We start from the raw sequence: 21971 nt of genomic DNA, 5'->3' as shown, positions 1-21971 counted from the left end.
AGGCGAGCAGGGCCGCTGCGGCGGCCCTGGGCGTCAGGGCGTGACGACCACCGCCACCGGGCGCTGGCGGCGAAAGCCCAGCACGCCGGCACCGGCCGCGACGGCGGCGCCGATCAGCAGCACCACTAGGGTCGCCCAGGAGCCACGGGCCACGTTCTTGGCCGCCTGTTCGCCGGCTTCGCGGGCCTTCTGTTCGGCCTGCTGCTTGGCTTCCTCGATCTTGGCGCGGGCCTGGTTGTAGGTCTGCTCGTAGTTGGCGGCGATCTGCTCGGCTTCGGCCCGGCTCTTGCCGGTGCGCGCCACGATGATGTTGACCAAGGCTTCCTTGTCGGCGGCGTTCAGCACGCGTTCGCCGCGCTGGATCACGCTGGCCAGCCAGCCCTTGGCGTCGGCGTCGGCGGTCTGGGGCGTCTGCGCCGCCGATTCGGCGCGGGCCTGGCCTTCATTGGCGGCGGCCTGCGTTTCGTTCTTGATGTTCTCGGGCTGCAGTTCCGGCTTGCCGGTCTGGCGCAGCAGCTTCTCGAGCTCGGCCTGCAGGTTGTTCACGTCCAGCGAGATGCCGGCCTGGTCGAGCTGGCGTTGCACGGCGCCGCCCACGGCAGGGGCTGCGGCCGACACACCCGCTCCGGCGACGGCGCCCACGGTGGTCAGGCCCGTCTTGGCGGCGCTGCCGGCGACGTTCAACGCGCTGCCCGTCGCGCTGACCAGCAGGTACACGGTGACCAGCGTGGTCATCGCCCAGGCGAGCAGGCCGTGCAGGCCACCCGAGCGGCGCGCCAGCAAGCCCGCCACGAAGCCGCCGACGGCGATCGCCAGCAGCGTGGTCACCCCCGCCCAGACCCCAGCGCCCACGCCGAAGCCGCTGAACGGGTTGCGGTCCCCCATCGGGTCGATGGCCGAAGCACCGATGGCGGTGCCGAGCACCGAGAGCACGAGGTAGACGATGAGCGAGAGAACGAGGCCGGCGAAGACGGCCCCCCAGGACACGGTGGCGGTCCAGGGACGCTCGTCGTAGGCGGCGGCGGTGGTGGTGTGCAGGGGCATGAAGGCTTCTTTCAAGTGATGGGAGCAAGGGTCTGAAAAGACGCCTGAAGAATAGAAAGCGCCGCGGGCCCGTTACGTCTGTAAACGCGATCTGCCGCCGTAGGACAACCCCTGGAATCCACCGATTTCCGCCCATCGAACGTGTACTACCCGCCATCAACGCTTGGCTCGACTTGTCGCCGTGTCGCCGCGCGTGTCGTCAATCGGCAACGCGAGACTTTCCGCCACCCGAAAGCTCGTGTTACATTGAATCTCATGCAAGTGCGTAGCGCGTTTTATTTTGGCTTTTGGTTCTCTGTCCCTGGCGGATGAGAGGTAAGCGCGCACCCCACTGAGCACTCACCCCCCAAGAACCGCCGAAGCTGAAAAGCCCGGCGGTTTTTTGTTTTTCCCGCTCCGTTTTTTCCCCTTCTTTTTTTCTTCTTTTCACCCTGATCCCTACGAGGAAGCAACCATGACGGCTCCTGCCCACACCGCCAGCGATACCTGGTACCGCGACGTCGAGAAAACCAGCCAGACCGACGACGAACGTATCAAGGACATCACCGTGTTGCCTCCTCCGGACCATCTGATCCGCTTCTTCCCCATCCACGGGACGGCGGTCGAATCGCTCATCACCCGCACCCGCCAGACCATCCACCGCATCATGGCCCGCGAGGACGACCGCCTGCTGGTGGTGATCGGGCCCTGCTCCATCCACGACCCGGCCGCGGCGCTGGAGTACGCCCGCCGCCTGAAGGCCGTGCGCGAGCAGTACCAGGACACGCTGGAGATCGTGATGCGCGTCTACTTCGAGAAGCCCCGCACCACGGTGGGCTGGAAGGGCCTGATCAACGACCCCTACCTGGACGAGAGCTACCGCATCGACGAGGGCCTGCGCATCGCCCGCCAGCTGCTCATCGACATCAACCGGCTGGGCGTGCCGGCCGGCAGCGAGTTCCTCGACGTGATCTCGCCCCAATACATCGGCGACCTCATCAGCTGGGGCGCCATCGGCGCGCGCACCACCGAAAGCCAGGTGCACCGCGAGCTGGCGTCCGGCCTGTCGGCGCCCATCGGCTTCAAGAACGGCACGGACGGCAACATCCGCATCGCCACCGATGCGATCCAGTCCGCCAGCCGCGGCCATCACTTCCTGTCGGTGCACAAGAACGGCCAGGTGGCCATCGTCAACACCAGCGGCAACCAGGACTGCCACGTCATCCTGCGCGGCGGCAAGGCGCCCAACTACGACGCCGCCAGTGTGCAGGCCGCCTGCGCCGACCTGGAAAAGGCCGGCCTGCCGCCCACGCTGATGGTGGATTGCAGCCATGCCAACAGCAGCAAGCAGCACGAGAAGCAGCGCGACGTGGCCCGCGACATCAGCGAGCAGATCGCGGGCGGCTCGCACAGCGTGTTCGGGCTGATGATCGAGAGCCACCTGACCGCCGGCGCGCAGAAGTTCACGCCGGGCAAGGACCAGCCCTGCAACCTGGAATACGGCAAGAGCATCACCGACGCCTGCCTGGGCTGGGACGACTCGCTGGCGGCGCTCGCCGACCTGTCGGCTGCGGTGACGGCGCGCCGCGCCCGCTGACGACCCGGGCCGTGCAGGGCGCAGGGGCGGTGTAAGCTGCCCCGTTTGCGCCCTCTCTCTTTCCACGAAAGCGAAGAACCCATGCCCAGTGAAGTCTTGGTCACCGTGTCACCCCGCCAGCAGTTCCGCTGCGACCTGCAAGGGGCCGAGCCCCTGGCCCACGAGGCCGCGCGCCGCTGGCTCGACGACGAATTCAACCGCCTGGAGTGCGAGCCGTTGCGCGCCAGCGGCAAGGTGCTGCTGGCCGACAAGGTGCTGACCGTGGCCCAGGCCGCCGGCCCGGCGCTGCTGGGCGACGAGGCCTGGTTCCAGGCTTTCGCCCGCGCCACCAGCGCGGCGCTGGCCAAGCCCATCGTCCACGTCGATCTGCCCGCGATGGCCGTGAGTTTCTAGTCCAAAGTGCCTCTGGCGCTGGTGTGGATTGGGCTTGATGCTATTTTCTTGATAGCATATCCAGCAGCAGGGCGTGCACGCCGCCGAAGCTGCCATTGCTCATGCACACCACATGGTCGCCCGGGCGCGCCGCCTCGGTGATCTGACGGGCGAGTTCATCGACCGACGCCGCCGTGAGGGCGCTGGCCCCGAGCGGCGCCAGGGCCGCGGCGGCGTCCCAGTCGAGCCCGGCGGTGTGGCAAAACGACAGGTCGGCCGCCTCCAGCGCCCAGGGCAGCTGGGACTTCATGGTGCCGAGCTTCATGGTGTTGCTGCGCGGCTCGAAGGCGGCCAGGATGCGCGCCCCGGGGCCGACCCGGCGCCGCAGGCCGTCGAGCGTGGTGCGCAGGGCCGTGGGGTGGTGGGCGAAATCGTCGTACACGGCCACGCCGCCGGCGGTGCCGCGCAGCTCCATGCGGCGCTTGACGTTGCGGAAACGGCCCAGCGCCGCCGCCGCATCGGCGGGCGACACGCCCACATGCTCCGCCGCCGCGATGGCGGCCAGGGCGTTGAGCTGGTTGTGCACCCCGCCCAGCGCCCATTCCACCCGCGCCACCACCTGGCCGCGCCGCAGCACGTCGAAGGCATGGGGTTCGCCCCGGGCGGTGAAATCGCTCACGGCCGCGCCGAAGCTGGACACCTCGCTCCAGCAGCCGGCGTGCAGCACCCGCGCCAGGCTCTCTTCGAGCCCGTTCACCACCACCCGGCCGGACGGCGGCACGGTGCGCACCAGGTGGTGGAACTGCCGCTCGATGGCGGGCAGGTCGTCGAAGATGTCGGCGTGGTCGAACTCCAGGTTGTTCAGCACGGCCGTGCGGGGCCGGTAGTGCACGAACTTGCTGCGCTTGTCGAAGAACGCGGTGTCGTATTCGTCCGCCTCGATCACGAAGAGCGGCGCGGCGCCCGACGGGCCGGTGCCCGCCACCGGGCGCCGGGCCGCACCGAGTCGCGCGGACACGCCGAAGTCCAGCGGCACACCACCCACCAGGAAGCCGGGCTCGAGGCCGGCGCATTCCAGCACCCAGGCGAGCATCGACGTGGTGGTGGTCTTGCCGTGCGTGCCGGCCACGGCCAGCACGTGCCGGCCCTGCAGCACGTGTTCGGACAGCCATTGCGGGCCGCTGGTGTAGGGCGCGCCCGCGTCCAGGATGGCTTCCATCAGCGGAAACTTGGGCGAGCCGTCGGCCAGGCGCGCCCGGCTCACCACGTTGCCGATCACGTACAGGTCGGGTTGCAGCGCCAGCTGGTCGGCGCCGTAGCCCTCGATCAGGTCGATGCCCAGCGCACGCAACTGGTCGCTCATCGGCGGATAGACGCCGGCGTCGCAGCCGGTGACGCGGTGGCCGGCCTCGCGTGCCAGCGCCGCCAGCCCGCCCATGAAGGTTCCGCAAATGCCCAGGATGTGAATGTGCATGGGCGCCGATTCTACGGTTGGATACCCAAAAGGCCGCCAGCGCCCATCCATCCAGCGCATGCAGCTATTAAAACAGTAGCAATAGCCGGTAGCGGGCGGATGCAAAGCCCCTCGGCCGCGCGCTGCCGTAGCGCGCAACAGGGCCTCGGGCCGGGGCCTTCACGCGACAATGCAGCCTTGTACCGGAGGCCCGCCATGGAAACCGCACTCGCTACCGAGATCGCCAGTACCGCCGCCCGCCTGGTCGTGGAAGAGGGGTTGGAATGGGGGCCCGCCAAGCGGCGCGCCGTCAAGCAGCTGGGGCTGCCCGCCCGTACCCCGCTGCCCGACAACGACCTGGTGGAAGACGCGGTGCGCGAATACATCGGCCTCTTTTGCGCCGACACCCAGCCGGCCGAACTGCGTGCGCTGCGCGAGCTGGCGCTGGTCTGGATGAAACGCATGGACCCGTTCCGCCCCTACCTGGCCGGCGCCGTCTGGCACGGCACGGCGACCCGCCTGTCCGACATCTACCTGCAGCTGTTCTGCGACGACTGCAAGTCCGCCGAGATCGCGCTCATCGACCACCGGGTCGACTACGAGCCCCGCACCGTCACCGGGTTCCGGGGCGAATCGGTGGAAGCGCTGAGCCTGAGCAGCCCTTCGCTCGCGCTGGGCGAAAACGTGGGCGTGCATCTCATGATCTACGATCTGGACGATCTGCGGGGTGCCCTCAAGCCCGATGCGCGGGGACGCACACCGCGTGGCGATGCCCGGGCCGTGCGCCAGTTGCTCGCCGATACCCCGCCTGTTGCAGACTGACACTCCACACCCGACGCAGCCGCCGCATGACCCCGCCCGACACCGCCGCCACCGACACGCCTCGTTCCTCTTCCCGCCGCTGGGTGCTGGCGGGGGCGGGCGCCGCCGCGGCGGTGGCTGGCGCCGGCGTGGCGTGGTGGCGCCTACAGCCGCATGCGGTCACGTCGGAAGCGGAAGCCGCGCTGTGGGCCTCGAACTTCGCCGGCCCGGGCGGCGAGCCGGTGGCCATGCAATCCTTCCGCGGGCGGCCGCTGGTGCTCAATTTCTGGGCCACCTGGTGCCCGCCGTGCGTGGAGGAATTGCCCTTGCTCAACACCTTCTACCGCGAGCAGCAGGCACGCGGCTGGCAGGTGGTGGGCCTGGCGATCGACCAGCCGTCCGCGGTGCGCCAGTTCCTGCAGCGGCTGCCGCTCGATTTTCCCGTCGCCATGGGCGGGCTGGGCGGTACCGACCTGGCGCGATCGCTCGGCAACCTGACCGGCGGGCTGCCTTTTACGGTGGTGTTGGGCAAAGATGGCAACATCTTGCACCGTAAAATGGGGCAGGTGACCCCGGACGATCTCAAGGCATGGTCGCAGATGGCCTGAGCGCCCACCATTTCCTGGGCACGATCACGTTAATTGCGACAGATTCGGCGAACTAGGGCGAAATTCAGGTAAATTCGCGCCTCTTTCGTTTTTAGGCGCTGGAGCTCCCATGGATTTGCGAAAACTCAAGACCCTGATCGACCTCGTGTCCGAGTCGAATGTCTCCGAACTGGAGATCACCGAGGCCGAAGGCAAGGTCCGCATCGTGAAGGGCGGCGGCGCCGTGGTGCAGCAGTTCGCGCCCGCTCCCCTGCAGGCCGCGCCCGCAGCGGCAGCCCCCGCCGCTGCCGCACCGGCGGCGCAGGAAGCCGCCGCACCGGCCCAGACTGGCCACATCGTCAAGTCGCCGATGGTCGGCACCTTCTACCGCGCCGCCAGCCCGGGCGCCAAGGCGTTCGTGGAAGTGGGCAGCCAGGTCAAGGAAGGCGAGACGGTCTGCATCATCGAGGCGATGAAGATCCTCAACGAGATCGAGGCCGACAAGTCCGGCACCATCACGCGCATCCTGGGCGAGAACGGCCAGGCGGTGGAATACGGCCAGCCGCTGTTCGTCATCGAGTAAAGCACCGCATGTTCAAGAAGATTCTGGTTGCGAACCGTGGCGAGATCGCGCTGCGGATTCAGCGTGCGTGCCGTGAATTGGGCGTCAAGGCCGTCATGGTGTATTCCGAGGCCGATCGCGAGGCCAAGTACGTCAAGCTGGCCGAAGAGGCGGTGTGCATCGGCCCGGCCCCCTCGCCGCTGTCGTACCTGAACATGCCGGCCATCATCTCGGCCGCCGAGGTGACCGACGCCGAGGCCATCCACCCCGGCTACGGCTTCCTGTCCGAGAACGCCGATTTCGCCGAGCGCGTCGAAAAGAGCGGTTTCCAGTTCATCGGCCCCACGCCCGAGTCGATCCGCATCATGGGCGACAAGGTGTCGGCCAAGCAGGCGATGATCCGCGCCGGCGTGCCCTGCGTGCCGGGCTCGGAAGGCGAGTTGCCTGACGATCCGGTGCAGATCCGCCGCATCGCCAAGGCGGTGGGCTATCCGGTCATCATCAAGGCGGCGGGCGGCGGCGGTGGCCGCGGCATGCGCGTAGTGCATACCGAGGCCGCGCTGGTCAATGCCGTGCAGATGACCAAGGCCGAGGCGGGCGCCGCGTTCGGCAATCCGGCCGTCTACATGGAGAAGTTCCTCCAGAATCCGCGCCACATCGAGATCCAGATCCTGGCGGACAAGCACCGCAACGCTGTCTACCTGGGCGAGCGCGACTGCTCCATGCAGCGCCGCCACCAGAAGGTGATCGAGGAGGCGCCGGCGCCGGGCATTCCGCGCAAGCTGATCGAGCGCATCGGCGAGCGTTGCGTGGCGGCCTGCAAGAAGATCGGCTATCGCGGCGCGGGCACGTTCGAGTTCCTGTACGAGAACGGCGAGTTCTACTTCATCGAGATGAACACCCGCGTGCAGGTGGAGCACCCGGTGACCGAGTGGATCACGGGCGTGGACATCGTGAAGACGCAGATCATGGTGGCCGCTGGCGAGAAGCTGCCGTTCACCCAGCGCCAGATCGAGATCCGCGGCCATGCCATCGAATGCCGCGTGAACGCCGAAGACCCGTACAAGTTCACCCCGTCGCCCGGCCGCATCACCACGTGGCACGCCCCGGGCGGGCCGGGGGTGCGGGTCGATTCGCACGCCTACACCAACTACTACGTGCCGCCGAACTACGACTCGATGATCGGCAAGATCATCGTGCACGGCGACACGCGTGAAGAAGCCCTGGCGCGCATGCGCACGGCCCTGTCCGAGACGGTGATCGAAGGCATCAACACCAACATTCCGCTGCACCGCGAACTGATGGTGGACGCCAAGTTCACGACGGGCGGCACCAACATCCACTACCTGGAAGAGTGGCTGGCGCATCACAAGCGCTGAGACGGTGGACTGAGCGATCATTGCCATGCTGGCCTCCGGCGACGGACGCCAGCATTTTTGTTGCGGGGTTCGCCCCAAGGAGTGCCGAGATGTTTGAACTGAGCCTGTTGTGCCCTGAAGACCGCGTGGAAACCGTGAGCGACGCCTTCGACGCGCTGGAAGCGCTCAGCGTGTCGGTGGAAGACGCCGATGCGCAGACCGATGCGGAGCAGGCGCTGTTCGGCGAACCCGGCATGCCCCCCCCGAAGGACGGCTGGCAGCGCAGCCGCGTGGTGGCGCTGTTCCCTGACCAGGCGGCGGCCGACGAGGCGCGGCAGCTGCTCGAGGCCCAGGATTTCTTCGAGGGCTGCAGGGTGCTGGGCGTCACGCCCGTCGCCGACCAGGACTGGGTGCGCCTGACGCAATCGCAGTTCGCGCCGGTCGAGATCACGCCCGATTTCTGGATCGTGCCCACCTGGCACGAGCTGCCCGAGGCCGCCGTGCGCAGCATCCGTCTGGACCCGGGCCTGGCGTTCGGCACCGGCACGCACCCCACCACCCGCATGTGCCTGCGCTGGATCGCGCGGCAGCCCTCTGCCTATGCGCTCGGCCGGGTGCTCGACTACGGCTGCGGCTCCGGCATCCTGGCCATCGGCGCGGCGAAGTTCGGCGCGCAGGCGATCGACGCGGTGGACATCGACCCCGCCGCGGTCGAGTCCACCCTGCAGAATGCCGAGGCCAACGGCGTACAGCTAGCCGCCGGCCTGCCCGACCGGGCGCAGGGCAGCTACCAGACCGTGCTGGCCAACATCCTGGCCACGCCGCTGAAGGTGCTGGCCCCGCTGCTGTGCGGCCATGTGGCGCCCGGTGGGCACCTGGTGCTGGCCGGCATCCTGGAGCGGCAGGCCGACGAGCTCAAGCAGGCCTATGCACCCTATGTCGCGCTGGAGGTGGCGGACACGGAAGACGGCTGGATCCTCATGACGGCCCGGCGCTGAGCGCGGCGCCGACATCCCCGGGCGGCCTGGCGGCGGCGTGCGCGAAGTGCGCACCTACAATCCTCAGCCGATGAGCCAGATCACACGCTGCCCTTCCTGCGCAACGACCTTCAAGGTCGTCGCGGACCAGCTGCGCATATCCGACGGCTGGGTGCGTTGCGGGCAGTGCAAGGAAGTTTTCCACGCGGCCTCGAACCTCCAGGTGACGCCGGCCGAGCCCCTGCTGCCGGAGTGGCCGACGCCGCCCGCGCAGGGGCCGGGCGCCCACCAGGCGCCAGCGCCTGACAACGTCGTGCCCGCGCCGGCGATGGAAGGGGCCTGGCCCGCTGCGGGCGGCGTGAAAGTCTGGGGCAGTGCCCGATCCGCCGTGGCCGATGAAGCGCGCGACGGCGCGGGTGCGGGTGCGGGTGCGGATGTGGGTGTTGCGAATGCAGAGGCCGCCCCGTCGCCCTCGGGGCTCGCGGAGACTGACCTCGGCACGGCAACACCGGCCCCGGAAGTGCCCGCCTTTTTGTCCGCATCCCGGCGGGCGCAGGCTGCGGAGGCGCCCGCGTGGAATCTCGAGCCGTTGAACCCCTTCGGTTGGCGCACCCGCCATGACCCGCCGGCCGCCGCGCCTGTCGACGTACCGGTCGATCCACCCGCTGCGGCAGCGTTCACGCCACCTCCCGACCCGTCTGCCGCGCCGGCTGCCGAAACCGCGCCCACGCCCGTCCCGCCGGTGCGGGCTGCGCAGGCACCGCTACCACCGCTATCCAATGCCTCGGCCCCGGATTCAGGGGGCTACGAACTGCCCTTTGCCGAACTGCGGGATTCTGGCTGGCCCGACGACCTGGAGCTGGACGGTGGCAACCTCCCGGCGGCCAGCGGCCACGCCGGCGAGGAGCCGATGGCCCAGGTGGTGGAAGGCGCGGAGGCGCCGTGGGCCGCGGACCCGCTCGACACGATGGTGGCGCTGGAAGCGCAGGCAGCCGCCGATGCCGGCCCGGTCCTGTCCGCCCGCTCCGTCGATGGCGACGATGTATCCGGCGCGGGCTTGCTGCGCAAGGCGGATCCGGGTGACGGGCCTGGCAGCTCCCAGGCCGAACCGCCCCCCGCGTCCTCGGACGCGCATGCGCGTGCACAGACGCGTGCAGCACGCGGGGCCACGGCGCCCTCCGTCAGCAGCAGCACGGCAGAGCAGGAGCCCGGCTTCATCCGCGTGGCGCGCAGGCAGGCCGTCTGGCAGCGCCCCGCAGTGCGCATCGCCCTGGTTTCGGTCGTGCTGCTGCTGGCGGTCTTTCTGGCATTGCAGATGGTGGTGCGGGAGCGTGACCGGGTCGCCGCGCTGGTCCCCTCGGCCCGCCCAGCGCTGCAGGCCGTTTGTGGTGCGCTGGGCTGCACCCTGGCGCCGCCCCGCAGCATCGCCGACGTGGTCATCGACAGTTCTTCGTTCACCAAGGGGCGCACCGACGGCGCGTTCCAGCTGCAGTTGTCGCTCAAGAATCGCAGCGCCATAGCCCTGGCCATGCCGGCGCTGGAACTGACGCTGACAGACGCCCAGGACCAGCCGGTGATCCGCCGCGTGATCCGCCCCGACGAAATGGGGGCTCCCGCCGCACTGGCGGCCCACGGCGAATGGACGGGCACGCTGCCCTTGACCGTGCAGGCCGACGCGGCGCGGGTCGCCGGCTACCGCCTGCTGGCCTTCTATCCTTGAATTTTTTCTGACTGGACTTCTTCTTCTATGGCTGCCCTGATCTGCGGTTCCCTGGCGTTCGACACCATCATGACTTTCGAGGGACGCTTCGCCGAGCAGATCCTGCCCGAACAGTTGCACATCCTGAACGTCTCGTTCCTGGTGCCCTCGCTGCGCCGGGATTTCGGCGGCTGCGCCGGCAACATCGCCTACGGCCTGAAGCTGCTGGGCGGAGACCCCCGCCCCATGGCGATGCTGGGCACGGACGGTTCTGACTACCTGCAGCGGCTGCAAGAGCTGGGCGTCGATACCCGCCACGTCGGCCAGGTGGAGGACACCTACACCGCGCAGGCCCTGATCATGACCGACCGCGACAACAACCAGATCACGGCTTTCCACCCAGGCGCGATGATGCAGGCGCACCGCCACCGCATCGAGGCCGACGACGAGGTCAAGCTCGCCATCATCGCGCCCGACGGCCGCGATGCGATGCTGCAGCACGCCGACCAGCTGGTGCAGGCGGGTATTCCGTTCGTGTTCGATCCGGGCCAGGGTCTGCCCATGTTCAACGGCGAAGAGCTGCGCCGCTTCGTGGAGCAGGCGAGCTGGGTGACGGTCAACGACTACGAAGGCAAGATGCTGTGCGAGCGCACCGGCTGGAGTCTGGCCGACATGTCGCGCAAGGTGCGTGGCCTGGTGGTCACGCTGGGTGCCGAGGGCTGCGAGGTGTGGGAGCAGGGCGAACACACGGTGGTTCCGGCCGTCGAGCCTGCGGCGGTGGTCGATCCCACCGGATGCGGCGACGCGTGGCGCGGTGCTCTGCTCTTCGGCCTGGAGCGCGGCTGGCCGCTGAGCCGGTGCGCGGCGCTAGGCAACCGGCTAGGCGCGCTCAAGATCGCGCAGCGCGGCCCGCAGAACTACACACTCGATTTCTCCGTGGAGTCGTGGGCCGACGGCGCTGGCGCCCTCGCTTGATCGCTGGTCGCCCGTGGCCGGGCCACCGTTCATCCGGCCCGCCCGTCCCCTGGGCCGCAGGCGGACGAAAAAAAACCCGGTGCAGGCACCGGGTGTTCAAAGACGCTGAGGTCTCGTCGTTGCTTACGGCTTGCCGCCGGTAGGAAACGGCCACGCTGCCTGTGGGTTCAGCGTCGTCTGCGCCGTGGGGGCTGCCGCTGCGGGGGCGGGCGCCTTGGCGGCCTTTTTGGGCGCCGCGGCCTTCTTGGCGGCAGGAGCGGCGGCGGTCTTCTTCACTGCAGCGGTGGCTGCCGGCTTGGACGAGGCGGCCTTCTTGGCGGGGGCGGCGGCCTTCTTGGCAGGTGCTGCAGCCTTCTTGGCAGGTGCTGCAGCCTTCTTGGCAGGAGCGGCCTTCTTCGCTGGTGCAGCGGCCTTCTTGGCAGGCGCAGCGGCCTTCTTGGCAGGTGCCGCAGCCTTCTTGGCGGCAGCGGCCTTCTTCGCCGGTGCGGCGGCCTTCTTGGCGGGCGCGGCCGACTTCTTGGCAGGAGCGGCGGCCTTCTTCGCCGGTGCGGCAGCCTTCTTGGTGGAGGCTGCGGCCTTCTTGGCAGGAGCGGCCTTCGTCGCGGAGGCAGCAGCCTTCTTGGCCGGTGCGGCCTTGGCGGTCGTCGCAGCCTTCTTGGTAGCCGTGGTGGCCTTGATCGCAGTCTTGGCAGCAGGCGCTGCCGCCTTCTTGGCCGGCGCGGCCTTCTTGGCGGTGGTCGCGGTGGTCTTCTTTTCTGCCGTCACCTTCTTGGTAGCGGAGGTCGTCTTGGTCGAAGCAGCCTTGTCGGCGGCCGGTTTTTTCGCAGTTGCCATCATTTTCTCCTTGGGTCGATTGACAAAGAGCACTTCATGCCTGCATTGGGCACGCAGTGATCCATGGCCATGGGCAGTGCCCCATGGCCATGAACGCGGGAACGCCCCAGGCCAGTGCGATCCGCGAGGCGCACTGTCGAGGGGCGTGGAAGAAGGTGCATGGCCTGGAATACCGGGATGCTAGTCCCAGGACAACGCGCCGCCGGACTGGTACTCGATGACACGGGTCTCGAAGAAGTTGCGTTCCTTCTTCAGATCGATCATCTCGCTCATCCAGGGGAAAGGGTTCTCTTCGTTGGGGAAGAGCGTTTCCAGGCCGATCTGCGTGGCCCGGCGATTGGCGATGTAGCGCAGGTAACCCTTGAACATCGAGGCATTCATGCCCAGCACGCCACGGGGCATGGTGTCTTCGGCGTACTGGTACTCCAGCTCGACGGCCTGCAGGAACAGGCCCTTGATCTCTTCCTTGAACTCGGCGGTCCAGAGGTGCGGGTTCTCGAGCTTGAGCTGGTTGATCAGGTCGATGCCGAAGTTGCAGTGCATCGACTCGTCGCGCAGGATGTACTGGTATTGCTCGGCGGCACCGGTCATCTTGTTCTGGCGGCCCAGCGCCAGGATCTGCGTGAAGCCGACGTAGAAAAACAGACCTTCCATCAGGCAGGCGAAGACGATGAGCGACTTCAGCAGGGTGCGGTCGGTCTCGGGTGTGCCGGTCTTGAAGTCGGGGTCCATGATCGCTTCGATGAAGGGGATCAGGAACTGGTCCTTGTTGCGGATCGACGCGACCTCGTTGTAGGCGTTGAAGATCTCGCTCTCGTCGAGGCCCAGCGACTCCACGATGTACTGGTAGGCGTGCGTGTGGATGGCCTCTTCGAACGCCTGGCGCAGCAGGAACTGGCGGCATTCGGGCGCGGTGATGTGGCGGTACGTGCCCAGCACGATGTTGTTGGCGGCCAGCGAATCGGCGGTGACGAAGAAGCCGAGGTTGCGCTTGACGATGCGGCGCTCGTCCTCGGTCAGGCCGTTCGGATCTTTCCAGAGCGCGATGTCGCGCGTCATGTTCACTTCCTGCGGCATCCAGTGGTTGGCACAGGTGGCCAGGTACTTTTCCCAGGCCCACTTGTACTTGAACGGCACCAGCTGATTGACGTCGGTCTGGCCGTTGATGATGCGCTTGTCGGCCGCATTCACACGGCGTGCGACGGGTGCGACGGGGGTGCTGGAAGGCTGCGCGGTGCCGGCAGTTTGCGGATGCGCAGCAGTGCTCGGGGAGGGCTCTGCAGGACGGTAGCCGGGCAGGCCGCCGTCCGTTGGTTTTTGCGATGAGGGCTTGACTTCTTCGTCCCAGGTCAGCATAGATTTTCCAGTGCTCTGATTATGGAAGCAGCGCTGCAAAATGGAAAGCGCTGCACGGGGTGCTGCCGTGTTTTTTGTTGCTCTACAGCACATGCACCGCGCCGCTGTTTTTGGCGGTTCGCGGTGCATGGCGGCACATCACTGGCAGGCTTCGCAGGTGGGGTCGTCGATGGCGCAGAACTTCACATCGGTGGCGGGCAGCGCGGCGGCCTGGGCCTGCGCCGCCGCTGCTGCGGCTTCCAGCGCGCTGGGTGCCGCAGCGGCGGACGAGCCCGCAGCCTGGCCGTTGCCTTCGCTGCCCGATGCGACGGAGTTGAGCTGACGGGTATTCACCGTGCTCATCTCGACGTGGGTGGCGCTTTGCGTGCGCAGGTAGTAGGTGGTCTTCAGGCCGCGGATCCACGCGAGCTTGTAGGTGTCGTCCAGCTTCTTGCCCGATGCACCGGCCATGTAGATGTTCAGGCTCTGCGCCTGGTCGATCCACTTCTGGCGGCGCGAGGCGGCCTCCACCAGCCACGAAGGAGCGACTTCGAAGGCCGTGGAGTAGAGCGCCTTCACTTCCTGCGGCACGCGGTCGATGGCATGCAGCGAGCCCTTGAAGTGCTTGAGGTCCATGACCATCACGTCGTCCCAGAGCTTGAGGCGCTTGAGGTCGCGCACCAGGTACGCGTTGATGACCGTGAACTCTCCGGACAGGTTCGACTTCACCGACAGGTTGCCGAACGAGGGCTCGATGGAGGCGTCCACGCCGACGATGTTGGAGATCGTGGCCGTGGGCGCGATGGCCACGCAGTTGGAGTTGCGCATGCCGTCGGCCGCGATCTTCTTGCGCAGGGCATCCCAGTCCAGCGTGGAAGACCGGTCCACTTCCACGAAGCCGCCGCGCGCTTCTTCCAGCAGTTTCAGGCTGTCGATGGGCAGGATGCCGCGGTCCCACAGGGAGCCGGTGTAGCTCTCGTAGCGGCCGCGTTCCTTGGCCAGCTCGGTCGAGGCCCAGTAGGCGTAGTAGCAGATGGCTTCCATCGACCGGTCGGCGAATTCCACCGCGTCCTGCGACGCGTAGGGAATGCCCAGCTCGTACAGGCTGTCCTGGAACGCCATCAGGCCCAGGCCCACCGGACGGTGGCGCATGTTGGACACGCGGGCCTTCTCGACCGCGTAGTAGTTGATGTCGATGACGTTGTCGAGCATGCGCATGGCCGTCGAGATGGTCTTGCGCAGCTTGGCGTGGTCGAGCTCGCGACCGTTCTGGCCATCCTTCAGGTGGCGCATCAGGTTGACCGAGCCGAGGTTGCAGACCGCGGTCTCGGTATCGCTGGTGTTGAGCGTGATCTCGGTGCAGAGGTTGGACGAGTGCACCACGCCGGCGTGCTGCTGGGGCGAGCGGACGTTGCAGGCGTCCTTGAACGTGATCCAGGGGTGGCCGGTTTCGAACAGCATCGTGAGGATCTTGCGCCACAGGTCGGTGGCCTGCACCGTGCGCGATGGCTTGATCTCGCCGCGTGCGGCCTTGGCTTCGTAGGCGACGTAGGCCTTTTCGAATTCGGCGCCGAAGAGGTCGTGCAGGTCGGGAACGGTGGACGGAGAGAAGAGGGTCCAGGTGCCCTTTTCCATCACGCGGCGCATGAACAGGTCGGGGATCCAGTTGGCCGTGTTCATGTCATGCGTGCGCCGGCGGTCGTCGCCGGTGTTCTTGCGCAGTTCCAGGAATTCCTCGATGTCCAGGTGCCAGGTTTCGAGGTAGGTGCACACGGCGCCCTTGCGCTTGCCGCCCTGGTTCACGGCCACGGCCGTGTCGTTGACGACCTTCAGGAAAGGCACCACGCCCTGCGATTCGCCGTTGGTGCCCTTGATGTGCGAGCCCAGGGCGCGCACGCGGGTCCAGTCGTTGCCCAGGCCGCCCGCGAACTTGGAGAGCAGCGCGTTTTCCTTGATGGACTCGTAGATGCCGTCCAGGTCGTCCGGCACGGTCGTCAGGTAGCAGGAGGACAGCTGGGAGCGCAGCGTGCCGCTGTTGAACAGCGTGGGCGTGCTCGACATGAAATCGAACGACGACAGCACTTCGTAGAACTCGATGGCACGCGCTTCGCGGTCGGACTCGTTCAGCGACAGGCCCATCGCCACCCGCATGAAGAACGCCTGCGGCAGCTCGATGCGGTCCTTGCGAACGTGCAGGAAGTAGCGGTCATACAGGGTCTGCAGGCCCAGGTAGTCGAACTGCAGGTCGCGCTGCGCGTTGAGCGCCTTGCCCAGCCGCACCAGGTCGAACTCCAGCAGGCGCGGGTCGAGCAGTTCGTTGTCCACGCCCTTCTGGATGAAAGTCGGGAAGTAGGACTGGTAGGCGTCGCCCATCTCGGCCGGAGCCACGTCGCGGCCCAGCACTTCGCGCACGATGGTGTGCAGCAGCAGGCGGGCGGTGGCGTAGGTGTAGTCGGGATCTTTCTCGATCAGCGTGCGCGCGGCCAGGATGGAGGCCTTGTAGACCTCGTCCATGGGCACGCCGTCGTACAGGTTGCGCATCGTCTCGGCCACGATGGGCGCGGCCTGCACGTCGGCGCCCAGGTTGGCGCAGGCGGATTCGATGAGCTGGTGCAGGCGCAGGATGTCGAGATCCACGCGCTGGCCGTTGTCGATCACGCGCAGCGCGGGCATGGCGGGAGCGAGCTTTTCCTGGTGGTGCACGCGTTCCTGGGCACGGCGCTCACGATAGAGCACGTAGGCACGGGCCACTTCGTGGTGACCGCCGCGCATCAGGCCCAGCTCGACCTGGTCCTGCACGTCCTCGATATGGAACGTGCCGCCGTTGGGGCGCGAACGCAGCAGGCCGCGCACCACCGCCTGGGTCAGCGCATCCACCACTTCGCGCACGCTGGCCGAGGCCGCACCCTGGGTGCCGTGCACGGCCAGAAACGCCTTCATCAACGCCACGGCGATCTTCTGCGGCTCGAACGGAACCACCGCGCCGTTGCGGCGGATGATCTGGTAGTGCGACAGGGTGTTTTGCGTGGGCAGACCGGTGTTTTCGTCGGCATCGGGCGACGACGAAGGGGGGCGGTTGGCGTCCAGGGCGGGGGTGTTCAGCGCAGCTTGCATCGGATCCTCTGTGGCTGTCGGGGAGAAAGGGCCATGCGGGCAGCAAAGGTGCCGCATGGCGCGCGAAATGGAGTGGCAGCAAGTGCCTGCCAACACTATATCTGGGGTGTGGGGGTGGCGCAAGACACTACATGTAGTGTTTCGTGACGGTAGGGGCATTGCGCGTTTGTGGTCAGAAACCGACGGTTTCAGGCGCATGCCCCGACCTTTGCGCCGGGGACGGGGGCGCTATTCTCGCAGCAGTTCAGAGGGAAAAAAGCGTTCGCGCTTCAGAAGATGCGTTCGCACAGACGACCGCGATGCAGCTGGCGTTCTTCTCCTACGCGCGTTCGGCCCCGGATGCGCGACTGACGGGAACGCCCCGTGGTCGGCTGGTCAACCTGCTGGAAAAGACGCAGTCGGCCAGCCCAGCCGGCGTCGCAGCAGCGCCCAATCGAACCCCGGTCCCGGATCGTTCTTGCGCCCGGGCGCCACATGCTCGTGGCCAGCGACGTGCGCGATGGGAAACCGCTCGGCCATGTGGCCGCACAGCGTCGCCAGGGTGTCGTACTGCGGTGCTTCGAAAGTCAGACCCTCCAGCCCTTCCAGCTCCACGCCGATCGAATCGTCATTGCAATTGCTGCGGCCCCGGTAGGCGGAGGGGCCGGCATGCCAGGCGCGCTGCAGGCCATCGACGAACTGCAGCAGCGTGCCGTCGCGGCGGATCAGGAAGTGGGCCGACACCTGCAGCCCGCGGATGGACTGGAAGTAGGGGTGGGCGTCCCAGTCCAGCGTGTTGGTGAACAACTGTTCGATGGCCGGACCGCCGTACTGACCGGGGGGCAGGCTGATGGAGTGCACCACGATCAGGTCGATGACCGCGCCCTCCGACCGGGGGCCGAAGTTCGGCGATATGCAGCGCCGCGCAGGTAGATACCAGCCGCCGTCCCAGAGGTGGTCGGTGGGCGCCGGCTCAGAGGCCATCGTCGGCCCCCTCGCTCGCATGCGGCGTGGCGATGTTCAGCCGTTCGATGCGATAGCGGATCTGCCGCAGGCTGATGCCCAGGCGCGCTGCCGTCGCCGTGCGATTGAAGCCGGTCTCCTTCAGGGCCCGCACCAGGATCTCGCGCTCCTGCTGGTCCAGCCAGGCCTGCAGGTCGTGGGGCAGGGTCGGCGGCACGCCTGCCGCATCCGCTGCTGGCGCCGCTCTGTCGCCCTCGGCGGCAGAAGGGGCTTGCAGGGGCTGGGCCTCCTGCGGGTGGGAGGGGGGCGCGGACGATGCCGGGCTTTCCACCACCAGGTCCTGCCCGTCGCTCAGCGCCACCGCCCGATGCAGCAGGTTTTCCAGTTCGCGGATGTTGCCGGTGAGCGGGTAGCGCGCGATCTGCCGGAGCGCGTCGTCCGTCAGGCGCGGCACCGGGCTGCCGGATTCCTGTCCGATGCGGCTCAGCAAGGCGGCACACAGCGCCGGCAGATCCTCGAGCCGCTCGCGCAGCGGCGGAATCATGAGTTCGATGACGTTCAGCCGGTAGTACAAATCCTGCCGGAAACGGCCCGCTTGAACGTCGGCTGCCAGATCGCGGTGAGTGGCGCTCACGATCCGCACGTCGACAGGCTCTTCCTGCGTCGAGCCGAGCGGCCTCACGGAACGTTCCTGGATCGCCCGCAGCAACTTCGACTGCATCGCGAGCGGCAGGTCACCGATCTCGTCGAGAAAGAGCGTGCCGCCGCGAGCGGCCTGGAAGTAGCCGTCGCGGTCTTGCGAGGCGCCGGTGTAGGACCCCTTGCGGGCGCCGAAGAACTCGGCTTCCAGCAGGTTTTCGGGAATGGCTCCGCAATTCACGGCGACCAGCGGGCCCTCGTTGCGCTGGCTGCTGGCATGCAGGGCGCGTGCGACCAGTTCCTTGCCGGTGCCCGACTCGCCCCGGATGAGGACGGGCGCCATGCTGCGGGCGACCTTGGCGATGCGCTGCTTGACGTCCTGCATCGCGGCCGACTCGCCGACCAGGCGCTGCAGCGCGTAGGTCGGCTTGTGGGCGTCGCCCGCGCCTCCTGCCAGGCGCGGGGCGCCGGCGCCCCGTGCCACCCGCAGGGCGGTGGTGTGGCCCGGGTCCTGCACCGCCGAGGCGACCACGGAGCGGAACTGCCGCAGATCCACCGGCTTGGTCAGGTAGTCGAACGCGCCGCAGCGCAGTGCCTCCACCGCGTTCTCGGCGGAACCGTAAGCCGTCATGACCACGCAGCGCTCGCGCCGGTTCTGGTTGCGCAGGTCCTGCAACAGCTCCATGCCGAAGCCGTCGGGCAGCCGCATGTCGGTGATGACGGCGTCGAAGCGCTTGGCGCTGAGCTGCTCGCGCGCCTCGGCCACGCTGGCCGCGGTCTCGACGCGGTAGCCCTCGCGCAGCAGGGTCAGCTCGTAGAGCGTCCGCAGGTCGGGCTCGTCGTCGATGACAAGAATGGAGGCAGCGGGATTCATGGTTCCAGGGGGCGTCAAACGACGATTGTGTCAAACAGCGGGGTCTTGCCGGAGGTCGGCCGCACGGCCTTGCGGAAGCTCACGATGAACGCATTGCCGCTGACGGTGCCGCGCCCGGCCAGTTCGCGCGACGAGCGCTGGTAGCCGATCGAGGCGCCATGGCGATGGCACAGCTCGCGGCAGATATAGAGGCCCAGGCCGCTCGAGCGGCTCTCCGACGAGAAAAACGGCTCGAACAGGTGGCGCTCCACCGACTTGTCCAGCGGCGCCCCGTCGCTCCACACCTGCAGGCTCAGGTGGCCCGCCGACGTCATGGACGTTTCCAGGAAGAGCGAGTCGGCGTGGGGGCCCATGTACCGGAGCGCGTTGTCCAGCAGGTTGACCAGCACCCGCCGCAGGTGGTCGGCATCGAATTCGACCTGCATGTCGGCGGCCTGGAGCGACAGCTGGGCGACGCGCCGGGCAGGGTCCTGCGCGCGCCAGTCGTTCCAGACCTGGGCCACCACATCGTCCAGCGCCAGCACGGCCGCGGGCGCGTGGCTGATCTGGTGCTGCACCCGCGCGATGTCCAGCACCTCTTCCGCGATGCGCGCCAGCCGGTCGCCGTTTTGCTGCACCATCTGGGCCAGGCGGCGGTGGGTGGGTTCGCTCAGGTCTTCTTCCAGCAGGGCGCTGGCCTGCATGATGGCCGCCAGCGGGTTGCGGATCTCGTGCGCGACGGCGGCGGACATCCGGCCCATGGCGGCGAGCTTCTCGGTGCGCAGGCGAGCTTCCATCTCCCGCAGGTCGTGCAGGAACATGACGCAGAGCGGCTGGCCGCCGCTGGACGAAGGCGCGTCACCGGGGTTGGACGTGAGCCAGGTGCGCACGCGAAGCCCCAGCGGCCTCTGGCCGGCCTGCAGAATGTCCACGTCCGCAGACTGCGGCTGCTCGTGCCCGAAGGTGCGCCGCGCCAGCGTGCGCAGGGGCGCCCAGTCTTCGGTGGCCGCAAGGGCGAAGGGCACGGCCAGCGGCGCCTCATGGCCGAGCAGCAGCAGCGCCGCCGGGTTGGCCATGCGCACCACGTTGTCACGGTCGAGCACCAGCACCCCATCCGCCAGGTTCTCGATGATGCGAGCGCTCACCGCTTCCTGCGCGCGCGCGGCCATCTGGCTCTGCTGGGCGGCCTGCTGCACGCTGATCAACCGCGTCGCCAGTTGGTGAACGAGGTAGGCGACGACGAAGTAGCCCGTGCCGGTGAGGCCTGCCTGCAGGTAGCGCTGGGTCAGGTCCCCGCCCGATTGTTCTCCGATCCACCAGACGCCGGCCAGCGTGAGCAGCGTGGCGGCCGCCGTCGTGCCCAGGGCGAGCGTCAGCGTGCCCATCACGCCCGCCATCAGGATCGGCAACCCGAAGAGCGGGGCGAAGTTCATCGCGCCCACGTGCAGCGTCTGCATGGCGGTGAACATCGCCAGATCGACGCCGACCGATGGGAGCCAGTGCGCACCCGCCTGCGGCGGGGGCGGTGCGTGGTGGGCCCAGATGCGCAAGGCGGCCGTGGCGACGAGGTACCCCACGCAGAGGGCCATCAGCACGGGCTCGTGGATCTGGTTCAACGCGGCGCCCAGGCCCTGCAGAAACAGCAGCGCCAGCGCCACCATCACGCGGCCCGTCAGGAAACCATGCCAGAGGCGCAGGAATGGGCCGTCGGCGGTACCAGGGCGTGACTGCATCAGCACGGCGTGGCGGGCGGCGCTCTCAAGCGGGGCCCCGCTGCAGGTGCTGTGGGCTGCAGTAGGCATGGGGGCCGTCCATCAGCGCCTCGGACTGCGGAACGTGCGTGCCGCAGTGCGCGCAGGCGACCATCTGGTCCACGGGCAGTGCAGGCGGCGGGCGGCGCGTGGCCGCAGGGGGCGGACTGCGCCGCTGGTGCCGCCAGATGGCCCAGGCGACCAGCAGCAGGGCGGCCAGCAGAAGGTACTTCATAGCGTGCGGCCCAGCACCACTTCGAGCACGAAGCGCGAGCCGGCATAGGCCAGCAGCAGCAGTGCCGCGCCGGTGTAGAGCACCCGCACCGCACCCCGTCCGCGCCATCCGAAGCGGGACCGGCCCGCCAGCAGGATGGCGAAGGTGACCCAGGACAGCAGCGAGAAGACGGCCTTGTGGTCCCATCGCCACGCGCGCCCGTAAAGCACCTCTCCGAAGAGCCAGCCGGCGATCAGCGTGGCCGACAGCAGGGCGAACCCGGCCGTGACGAAACGGAAAGTGAGCCGCTCCAGCGCGAGCAGGGGAATGCCGCTGTGCGAGTCCGACGCCAGCCGGATGTGGCGTTCTGCCCGCGTCATGAGCCAGGCGTGCACTACCGCGGCGGCGAACAGCCCGTAGGAAGCGATGCCCAGCGCCAGATGCAGCGGCAGCCACGGCGAGGCCGTCACGTGCAGTGGCTGGCCCGGGAAGACCATTGCCAAAATCACCGTGGCGGCGCCCAGCGCGGCAAGGGTCCAGCGCGCCTGCATCTGCGGGAAGAGCTGCCGCTCGACCACATAGGCCGTCAGCACCAGCCAGGCGGTCATCGACAGCGCAGGGCCGAAGCCGAAATGGGGCGTCTGCCCGACCAGTCCCCAGGTCAGCACCGCCCCGTGCAGCAGCCAGGCCAGCCCCAACGCGAGCCGGCCGCCCTGCGCGCCCAGCCGCGTTCCGGCGGCTGCCGGCAGCGTGTAGGCCGCTGCCGCGGCCAGGGCCAGCAGCCAGCCGGGCAGGGACGTGCTGGGTAAAATCATGGGTTCACAGTTTAGCCTTTCGCCCGCCTCCGGCAGGCAAGGCCGCCGGCCGCGATCCACGGGCCGGCCC

The 21971-nt window shown here is 68.1% G+C and carries 19 protein-coding genes; 9 read left to right on the top strand and 10 right to left on the bottom strand.

The window, feature by feature from the left end:
* Positions 1 to 33: 33 nt before the first annotated feature.
* Positions 34 to 1044, bottom strand: coding sequence for a hypothetical protein (locus ABWV53_RS13245; RefSeq protein WP_353366556.1), 1011 nt, complete (start codon positions 1042 to 1044; stop codon positions 34 to 36).
* A gap of 454 nt (positions 1045 to 1498) precedes the next feature.
* Here ABWV53_RS13245 and ABWV53_RS13240 point away from each other — a divergent pair, with 454 nt between their 5' ends.
* Both ABWV53_RS13240 and ABWV53_RS13235 read left to right on the top strand, forming a co-directional pair.
* The gene (locus ABWV53_RS13240) at positions 1499 to 2620 is read left to right on the top strand and encodes a 3-deoxy-7-phosphoheptulonate synthase (RefSeq protein ID WP_353366555.1); all 1122 of its coding nucleotides are present in this window, start codon (positions 1499 to 1501) and stop codon (positions 2618 to 2620) included.
* Between the two features lie 81 nt (positions 2621 to 2701).
* Entirely contained in the window at positions 2702 to 3013 is a 312-nt protein-coding gene (locus tag ABWV53_RS13235; protein WP_353366554.1) for a hypothetical protein, read from the top strand.
* A gap of 40 nt (positions 3014 to 3053) precedes the next feature.
* On the opposite strand, the gene mpl is transcribed toward ABWV53_RS13235, so the two are convergent.
* Positions 3054 to 4466: a UDP-N-acetylmuramate:L-alanyl-gamma-D-glutamyl-meso-diaminopimelate ligase gene (mpl, locus tag ABWV53_RS13230; RefSeq protein WP_353366553.1), complete on the bottom strand. Its 1413-nt coding sequence runs from the start codon at positions 4464 to 4466 to the stop codon at positions 3054 to 3056.
* 195 nt (positions 4467 to 4661) lie between these two features.
* Between mpl and ABWV53_RS13225 the strand changes: the two genes are divergently transcribed.
* The 7 genes from ABWV53_RS13225 (at position 4662) to ABWV53_RS13195 (ending at position 11404) form a co-directional block, all read left to right on the top strand.
* On the top strand, positions 4662 to 5267 hold the full coding sequence (locus ABWV53_RS13225) for a hypothetical protein (RefSeq protein WP_353366552.1): 606 nt from the start codon (positions 4662 to 4664) through the stop codon (positions 5265 to 5267).
* A gap of 26 nt (positions 5268 to 5293) precedes the next feature.
* Complete coding sequence (locus ABWV53_RS13220) at positions 5294 to 5854, top strand: TlpA family protein disulfide reductase (RefSeq protein ID WP_353366551.1); 561 nt, start codon at positions 5294 to 5296, stop codon at positions 5852 to 5854.
* Between the two features lie 109 nt (positions 5855 to 5963).
* Positions 5964 to 6416 (top strand): acetyl-CoA carboxylase biotin carboxyl carrier protein, encoded by a 453-nt coding sequence (accB, locus tag ABWV53_RS13215; protein WP_353366550.1) that lies wholly within the window; start codon positions 5964 to 5966, stop codon positions 6414 to 6416.
* Between the two features lie 8 nt (positions 6417 to 6424).
* Positions 6425 to 7774 carry an acetyl-CoA carboxylase biotin carboxylase subunit gene (gene accC, locus ABWV53_RS13210; RefSeq protein ID WP_353366549.1) on the top strand — a complete coding sequence of 450 codons (1350 nt, stop codon included), beginning with the start codon at positions 6425 to 6427 and terminating at the stop codon, positions 7772 to 7774.
* An 89-nt stretch (positions 7775 to 7863) separates the two neighbouring features.
* Positions 7864 to 8751 (top strand): 50S ribosomal protein L11 methyltransferase, encoded by an 888-nt coding sequence (gene prmA, locus ABWV53_RS13205; RefSeq protein ID WP_353366548.1) that lies wholly within the window; start codon positions 7864 to 7866, stop codon positions 8749 to 8751.
* A gap of 37 nt (positions 8752 to 8788) precedes the next feature.
* Positions 8789 to 10450: a DUF3426 domain-containing protein gene (locus ABWV53_RS13200; protein ID WP_353366547.1), complete on the top strand. Its 1662-nt coding sequence runs from the start codon at positions 8789 to 8791 to the stop codon at positions 10448 to 10450.
* A gap of 27 nt (positions 10451 to 10477) precedes the next feature.
* Positions 10478 to 11404 carry a carbohydrate kinase family protein gene (locus tag ABWV53_RS13195; protein WP_353366546.1) on the top strand — a complete coding sequence of 309 codons (927 nt, stop codon included), beginning with the start codon at positions 10478 to 10480 and terminating at the stop codon, positions 11402 to 11404.
* A gap of 123 nt (positions 11405 to 11527) precedes the next feature.
* Here the strand turns inward: ABWV53_RS13195 and ABWV53_RS13190 are convergent, their stop codons facing one another.
* The 8 genes from ABWV53_RS13190 to ABWV53_RS13155 form a co-directional block, all read right to left on the bottom strand.
* Positions 11528 to 12238, bottom strand: a complete 711-nt coding sequence (locus ABWV53_RS13190; RefSeq protein WP_353366545.1) for a hypothetical protein — start codon at positions 12236 to 12238, stop codon at positions 11528 to 11530.
* 180 nt (positions 12239 to 12418) lie between these two features.
* Positions 12419 to 13594, bottom strand: coding sequence for a ribonucleotide-diphosphate reductase subunit beta (locus tag ABWV53_RS13185; RefSeq protein WP_353366544.1), 1176 nt, complete (start codon positions 13592 to 13594; stop codon positions 12419 to 12421).
* Positions 13595 to 13732: 138 nt separating this feature from the next.
* Positions 13733 to 16687: a ribonucleoside-diphosphate reductase subunit alpha gene (locus tag ABWV53_RS13180; protein ID WP_353366543.1), complete on the bottom strand. Its 2955-nt coding sequence runs from the start codon at positions 16685 to 16687 to the stop codon at positions 13733 to 13735.
* Positions 16688 to 17062: 375 nt separating this feature from the next.
* Entirely contained in the window at positions 17063 to 17650 is a 588-nt protein-coding gene (ampD, locus tag ABWV53_RS13175; protein WP_353366542.1) for a 1,6-anhydro-N-acetylmuramyl-L-alanine amidase AmpD, read from the bottom strand.
* Positions 17640 to 19142, bottom strand: coding sequence for a sigma-54-dependent transcriptional regulator (locus ABWV53_RS13170; RefSeq protein WP_353366541.1), 1503 nt, complete (start codon positions 19140 to 19142; stop codon positions 17640 to 17642). Before ABWV53_RS13170 ends, ampD begins: the two co-directional genes overlap by 11 nt.
* 14 nt (positions 19143 to 19156) lie before the next feature.
* Positions 19157 to 20854: a two-component system sensor histidine kinase NtrB gene (locus ABWV53_RS13165; protein ID WP_353366721.1), complete on the bottom strand. Its 1698-nt coding sequence runs from the start codon at positions 20852 to 20854 to the stop codon at positions 19157 to 19159.
* Between the two features lie 25 nt (positions 20855 to 20879).
* A complete protein-coding gene (locus ABWV53_RS13160) occupies positions 20880 to 21107 on the bottom strand; it encodes a PP0621 family protein (RefSeq protein ID WP_353366540.1) in 228 nt (75 codons plus the stop codon).
* The gene (locus ABWV53_RS13155) at positions 21104 to 21901 is read right to left on the bottom strand and encodes a cytochrome C assembly family protein (RefSeq protein WP_353366539.1); all 798 of its coding nucleotides are present in this window, start codon (positions 21899 to 21901) and stop codon (positions 21104 to 21106) included. Before ABWV53_RS13155 ends, ABWV53_RS13160 begins: the two co-directional genes overlap by 4 nt.
* Positions 21902 to 21971 lie beyond the last annotated feature (70 nt).

This window comes from Acidovorax sp. FG27 (assembly GCF_040365715.1).
Lineage (GTDB): Bacteria > Pseudomonadota > Gammaproteobacteria > Burkholderiales > Burkholderiaceae_C > Paracidovorax.
The sequence above is the reverse complement of the archived record's forward strand: the minus strand, read 5'-3'. Positions and strand labels throughout refer to the sequence as shown.

Coding starts and splice junctions, on each gene's coding strand:
- ABWV53_RS13245 (WP_353366556.1), bottom strand. CDS start 1,044: ATGCCCCTGCACACCACCACCGCCGCCGCCTACGACGAGCGTCCCTGG.
- ABWV53_RS13240 (WP_353366555.1), top strand. CDS start 1,499: ATGACGGCTCCTGCCCACACCGCCAGCGATACCTGGTACCGCGACGTC.
- ABWV53_RS13235 (WP_353366554.1), top strand. CDS start 2,702: ATGCCCAGTGAAGTCTTGGTCACCGTGTCACCCCGCCAGCAGTTCCGC.
- mpl (WP_353366553.1), bottom strand. CDS start 4,466: ATGCACATTCACATCCTGGGCATTTGCGGAACCTTCATGGGCGGGCTG.
- ABWV53_RS13225 (WP_353366552.1), top strand. CDS start 4,662: ATGGAAACCGCACTCGCTACCGAGATCGCCAGTACCGCCGCCCGCCTG.
- ABWV53_RS13220 (WP_353366551.1), top strand. CDS start 5,294: ATGACCCCGCCCGACACCGCCGCCACCGACACGCCTCGTTCCTCTTCC.
- accB (WP_353366550.1), top strand. CDS start 5,964: ATGGATTTGCGAAAACTCAAGACCCTGATCGACCTCGTGTCCGAGTCG.
- accC (WP_353366549.1), top strand. CDS start 6,425: ATGTTCAAGAAGATTCTGGTTGCGAACCGTGGCGAGATCGCGCTGCGG.
- prmA (WP_353366548.1), top strand. CDS start 7,864: ATGTTTGAACTGAGCCTGTTGTGCCCTGAAGACCGCGTGGAAACCGTG.
- ABWV53_RS13195 (WP_353366546.1), top strand. CDS start 10,478: ATGGCTGCCCTGATCTGCGGTTCCCTGGCGTTCGACACCATCATGACT.
- ABWV53_RS13190 (WP_353366545.1), bottom strand. CDS start 12,238: ATGGCAACTGCGAAAAAACCGGCCGCCGACAAGGCTGCTTCGACCAAG.
- ABWV53_RS13185 (WP_353366544.1), bottom strand. CDS start 13,594: ATGCTGACCTGGGACGAAGAAGTCAAGCCCTCATCGCAAAAACCAACG.
- ABWV53_RS13180 (WP_353366543.1), bottom strand. CDS start 16,687: ATGCAAGCTGCGCTGAACACCCCCGCCCTGGACGCCAACCGCCCCCCT.
- ampD (WP_353366542.1), bottom strand. CDS start 17,650: ATGGCCTCTGAGCCGGCGCCCACCGACCACCTCTGGGACGGCGGCTGG.
- ABWV53_RS13170 (WP_353366541.1), bottom strand. CDS start 19,142: ATGAATCCCGCTGCCTCCATTCTTGTCATCGACGACGAGCCCGACCTG.
- ABWV53_RS13165 (WP_353366721.1), bottom strand. CDS start 20,854: ATGCAGTCACGCCCTGGTACCGCCGACGGCCCATTCCTGCGCCTCTGG.
- ABWV53_RS13160 (WP_353366540.1), bottom strand. CDS start 21,107: ATGAAGTACCTTCTGCTGGCCGCCCTGCTGCTGGTCGCCTGGGCCATC.
- ABWV53_RS13155 (WP_353366539.1), bottom strand. CDS start 21,901: ATGATTTTACCCAGCACGTCCCTGCCCGGCTGGCTGCTGGCCCTGGCC.